Source organism: Thalassolituus sp. UBA2590 (assembly GCF_002339775.1).
Classification (GTDB): domain Bacteria; phylum Pseudomonadota; class Gammaproteobacteria; order Pseudomonadales; family Oceanobacteraceae; genus Thalassolituus.
Genome location: NZ_DDKU01000122.1, coordinates 14732 through 19225, shown reverse-complemented (window position 1 = coordinate 19225; position 4494 = coordinate 14732). Strand labels below are relative to the sequence as shown.

General features: G+C 52.3%; 4 protein-coding genes. All 4 read right to left on the bottom strand.

Going from position 1 to position 4494, the window contains the following annotated elements; all coding sequences use genetic code 11:
* On the bottom strand, positions 1 to 250 hold a 250-nt coding region (locus tag B2067_RS10855), incomplete at its 3' end, for a hypothetical protein (RefSeq protein WP_301388456.1).
* A 199-nt stretch (positions 251 to 449) separates the two neighbouring features.
* The gene (locus B2067_RS10850) at positions 450 to 3014 is read right to left on the bottom strand and encodes a LuxR C-terminal-related transcriptional regulator (protein ID WP_301388455.1); all 2565 of its coding nucleotides are present in this window, start codon (positions 3012 to 3014) and stop codon (positions 450 to 452) included.
* Between the two features lie 80 nt (positions 3015 to 3094).
* Positions 3095 to 3820, bottom strand: a complete 726-nt coding sequence (locus tag B2067_RS10845; protein WP_301388454.1) for a PepSY-associated TM helix domain-containing protein — start codon at positions 3818 to 3820, stop codon at positions 3095 to 3097.
* A complete protein-coding gene (locus B2067_RS10840; RefSeq protein ID WP_068443356.1) occupies positions 3804 to 4283 on the bottom strand; it encodes an FMN-binding protein in 480 nt (159 codons plus the stop codon). Before B2067_RS10840 ends, B2067_RS10845 begins: the two co-directional genes overlap by 17 nt.
* Positions 4284 to 4494: the final 211 nt, after the last annotated feature.

The window sequence follows — 4494 nt, the reverse complement described above, 5'->3', positions numbered from 1 at the left end:
CTTCTGTTGCCAGTACAACCACGGGTAGTGGTGAAATTACCGGGTGATGTTTGAGTGCCCGAACCTGTGCCTGAGCGCCTGTTCCGTCAGCTTCTTTGTCAAGCACGATAGCAAGCTTGTATTCTTCAAGGTCAGGCAGGTGAAATGTTTCCTGCGCAGTCGCAACAGCCAACAGCGAGAACTGATCTCCGAGGTTTTCCCCGAGCTTTTTTATATCGTTGCAGCCAACAACGAGGACCTTGTATTCCATAGGCGTTAAGGCATCTAGTGAGACGTATTACAAGGTTTAGTCCAGTTAACGCAAATTTACCAACGCGATTCACGATTGGATTACAAAAGCTATCCTATTGATATCTATATCAAATTAATAGTTACATTCGCTGTTAGGCGTATTCAGAAAATCCAAGCCACTATCAAGCACACCGAAAGGCTGGAGATAGTGTCAGAAATCAGATTAACATCAGCTCTTTGGCTTTATGAATCGCCTGAGTCCGGCTAGCAGTGCCAAGTTTCACGTTTATCTTACGAGCATGGGTTTTCACTGTGTGCAGCGAAATGTAGAGCTGATCTGCAATCGCTTGATTCGACAATCCCTGAGCCATAAGGTTGAGGACATCACGCTCGCGCTCACTGAGCGCAGACCCTGGCTCATGAGCCGGATTCAGTTCTACCTTTGGCAAATCAAGAAAAGCCACCAGCCCGGGTAGCCAGCTTTGCAATTGCTGGTTTACGCCTTCTGCACGAAATGTCTTCTTCACAACGTCGATCTGGCGCATGGCTTCAGCGGGTTGTTGCAGCGTCATCAAGGCCCCAGCGCGAATCATGCGGATAAACACAGACATAAAACCGTCCGGAGTATGACGCAACCAGCGATCAGTCAGCTCCAGGCATACCTCTGGGCGCCCAGCCATCAGGTGAAGTCTTGAGAGCGTCAAGGTGCTGAACCCCGGTAGCAACGCGCTGTATTCACAACGCGCAACGCCCGCACTGTCAGCATCCGCCAGTAACGCCTCAAGGCAATCATGAGCCCGGCGGAATTTTTTCTGTGAGATCCAGATATTCGAACGCACTGTATGCAACCAGGCATACGCAACAAAATCGACTTGCTGTTCCTGTAAGCGACGCTCGCCATCATCAAGAACATTCAGAGCCAGGGAGTACTGCCCCTGCCCCATCAGATTAAGCGCCCGGATTGCATACCCATAGGCTGCTGCCGGGTCAGAACGCTCTTCACATAGCAGCAATGCCTGAGTAAGAGCGGTATCCGTTGGCTCATCACTGTAACCCGTAATCCAGCCAACGGTTGCTTTCAGTATCTGCAGCCTCGCATACGCCAGACTGTTACCGCCATGCGGACTTGCTTCCAACACCTCATGGCCCTGAGTCAGAACAGATAAGCAGCGCGACGCGTGACCGCGGTTAAACTCAATACGCGCATGATCCAGGTGTGCCATGCCCTCGAGTGCACTCTGGCGGGATTTCCGGGCGATATCGAGTGCAAAACGATTCCAGATACGTGAGCCATCAAGATCCCTATGCGCCAGCGATACCAGTGCCAGCATAGAGGCGGTAAGAAATCTCAGACTGAAACGTTCCGCGGGTAACATTTCCAGCGCCTGACGGCATTGCCGTTCCGCCCGGGTTAACTCGCCTCGCGAACCTGCCATGTACCCTTTCAAAGCAATCAGGCCAGCTTCATCTATGCCCGGAATCAGTGACAGACGCTCGATCAAGCTCTGAGCAGCATCCAGTCGGTTCGTCAAAAGGTGCGTCCAGCACGCAATCTGCATCAGATCGGGAGACGTGTATAGCTGGTCTTCGTTCAGTTGATCAAACCAGACAGTAAGCCCTTGGGTATCCAGACTAGCGAGGATACTGTCAGACTGTTGCGCCATCCAACCGGCGTCGATCGCATCATGATCGGACTGCCCAGCATGAAATAACGCTGCAATCGCATCGTTACGATCCCGAAACCAGTTAAACGCGCGCAGGTGAATATCTCTTCGCCAATCGGCTGGGCGTAGCCGCGATAGACACTGGGCTACAATCGGATCCATTCTGAACCACTCAGGACGGCCGGGAACCTCCTGTAAGTACAGACCCAGCGCCAGTAATCCCTGCATATCACCCGCTGCATAAAGGTCAGGAGCGACAGCTTTAACCAGATCATCATGAAAGGTGCCAAGCACTGCACATAAACACATGAGATCCCTCAGCGGCACAGCCAGATTTGGGATGACTTCGCCACGAAGATAATCAGACACCTCATACAGACCCAGATCACTGCTCCAGCGCTCTGGCATGCCAGCACAACGCCAGGCCATGAGCCAGAGAGCCAGGCCCGCAGGCCAACCCTGCATTTTTCGCAATAACGACGGCACCTCCGCCGAGGGAAGAGTCAGTTGTTGACACTCTAACAGCGCGTTGAATTCAGATATCGAGAAGCTGAGTTGTTGAGTGGTGAGCCAGGCAATATCAGGCAATAATCCAATACTGCCGCGGGCAAACGGTAAATGACGTCCGCTGAATACGAGTTTCAGGTTCGCTGGTCGATACCGTAAAAGGAGAGTCGTAATCGCCCGGCTTTCTTCAAAATCGAGATATTCGACGTTGTCGATGATAAATACATACTGAGCGTCTTGCTGTCGCACATGCTCCAGCAAAGTTGCCACCGCTTCCATGTCGGAAAGTGACGACGAAACACCGCTACTGGTCAGGCCCAGCTCTTTCTCACACGCTCGGACCATCAACCGCGACGACTCGTCAAAACGGTCACACTGATAATATACGACCGTGTGGTCCATCTGCAGTAAAGAGATAGACGAGGATATCACCGACGTTTTCCCATAGCCCGCCGGCGCCAATAGCATTGCCACAGGCGAAGATGCCAAGGCCGCCATGAGAATATCAGAACGGTCGATATGGCTGGCAGGCACCTCAGGACGGGTTGTCTTAACCGCGATAACGCGCGCCTCTACATCGCTTTCGTTATTGCTGGCGGGGTGTACAAACACAGTGTCAGAATCCGTGACGCAAAATTAGTTATTGGGGCCTATAGAAACAAATCGGACGAGCTGCGGCAACGTTGCTCTGGTTACCTTCTGTTACCAGGACGCGACCACCACATCCAGATACCGCTGAATGCCAGAAGAAGCATTGCAAAAGCGGCGGCATCGACTATCCATATCCCCCCACGACCAAACCAGCGCCCACTGTGCATATCCTGCATCACACGCTGCCAGCTAATGGACTGGTTAACGGAAGGAAGCACCTCATACGAGGCAATTCGAGCATGAGGCATAATTTCTTCAAGAGTGAGCGCATCAGTATTCAGCCTCTGCCAATGATCAGGCGATCCAGCAACCAGCTGCCCCTCTGAAATCGCCGGCCTGGCGTCGTCGGCCAGACTAAGAAAAGCAGGATCAAAAGACTCGATCAGCTGATAATCGCCCGTCAGCAAGTGCCAGCCAGAAAGGCAGCTGACGAGCACATAATCCAGAGTCTCTGCAGCCCCCGTCAATCGGTCACAATCTGCTATGACCTCCTCGTCTAGCATCAGCATGCCGTTAGCAGAGTACAGCAACCCGTAGCGGCCGCGGTAGCCAATGTTATCCGGCAATACCGACTGATATGGCCAGAGCAGGACACGGCTCTGAGGGTAATGATTGTCCAGCTCAAGTTGCCCGGTATGATTCAACGCAACACCGGTAATCACGAGAAGAATAAGTAGGATAGATACCAGCAGTCCCAGGCGGCGATGCCAGCGATGCAGAAAAAAGCGGATTCTTCGTCTTAGCTGCGGTCTAGGGTTCGACGGCATTATCCTCATTCGCCCAGCGATCTAATAAGAGCGCCAGTTTAGCGACTTTCTTCATGGTACGCACTGAGTAGGTAGCGCCAGAAATGCCATCGATATGCTGAGAAAGATCTCCGCTGTCAGTCAAAGCGATATTTTTGTACTGACGCGTGTATTGTGGAAGACGGATTTCATCACCCCGGACCTCCCGGAACACCATAACTTCAATGCGCTCGATGTGCCCGGACGCGGTGACTATGCCAAAGGTAATAGGCTTCTCTTTACCGATTTCACTCAGTGTCCAGAGATGCCGCCCCTCAGCGGAAAGATAACGAAGCCGTGCCTGACGAGGCGCGTCTCCTAGCAAAGCCTCAGCTTGCTGTCGGCGCTCTGGCGTCATCCAGAGCGCCGATTTTTCCGGTTCAGACTCGCTGAATACTTCAGCACTGATCTGCGCTGGCGTGTAATACGTTGTTCCGGCCGACACCGGCAAACCTATTATTAGCAAGAAAGTAAAAAGCGAGCGTAACAAACCGGTCTACCTCAGAAGCTGAAACCTACACCAAGATTGTAACCAGTGGCGCTCAATTCACCAGCGGTTTCCTGACGGAAGTAATCAGCTTTCAGAACTGCAGTATCAGCCAGCCAGTAGTTCACACCGATGTCATTCTGAGTTTTCAGTTCATCAATCTGAGCTT

Coding starts and splice junctions, on each gene's coding strand:
- B2067_RS10845 (WP_301388454.1), bottom strand. CDS start 3,820: ATGCCGTCGAACCCTAGACCGCAGCTAAGACGAAGAATCCGCTTTTTT.